Source organism: Streptococcus mitis, from assembly GCF_047464035.1.
In the GTDB taxonomy this organism is placed as follows: domain Bacteria; phylum Bacillota; class Bacilli; order Lactobacillales; family Streptococcaceae; genus Streptococcus; species Streptococcus mitis_DX.
Window position 1 is genome coordinate 1 of the sequence record NZ_JASHCQ010000056.1, and the last position, 577, is coordinate 577.

At 38.3% G+C, this 577-nt stretch carries 1 protein-coding gene; it reads left to right on the top strand.

All coding sequences use genetic code 11. The annotated features are described in order from the left end of the window. Window positions 1-264: 264 nt before the first annotated feature. Window positions 265-399, top strand: coding sequence for a 50S ribosomal protein L34 (rpmH, locus tag QM818_RS09005; RefSeq protein ID WP_000831905.1), 135 nt, complete (start codon window positions 265-267; stop codon window positions 397-399). Window positions 400-577 lie beyond the last annotated feature (178 nt).

Here is a 577-nt window from a genome sequence, read left to right on the forward strand (position 1 = left end):
TATGTTTTGTCATAGTAGACCTCATTTCTAACTCAAACGTCTCACACTTAATTCCACCATAAAAATCCGTTTTAGACTAATTTCCACTTTGGTTGGGCAAGTGGAAGTTACTTTGAGAAATTAGCACATTCGAAAAAGCTGGAAACATTTGCCTTGAGCTATTGACAAAAGTGAAAGAATCAGATAGAATAGTAAAGTATGTTTAGTAACTGATCACTTTATAGCCGGCTAAACGAATACAAAATCTATGAGGAGGTATTCATCGTGAAACGTACTTATCAACCAAGTAAACTTCGTCGTGCGCGCAAACACGGATTCCGTAACCGTATGTCAACTAAAAACGGTCGTCGCGTATTGGCAGCTCGTCGTCGTAAAGGACGCAAAGTTTTGGCTGCATAATCCAAACGAACCATAACAAAAATCAGTAGGAACTCGAGTCTACTGATTTTTATTGGTAAATTCGCAAACTAAGTTCCACCGCTAGTAGAAGTGGAAGTTAGTCTGATAAAAATCCTAAAAACCAGTGGAAATCCGTGTCAGGGTAAGTTCCACTGGTTTTACTAATGCTTGATTTCAT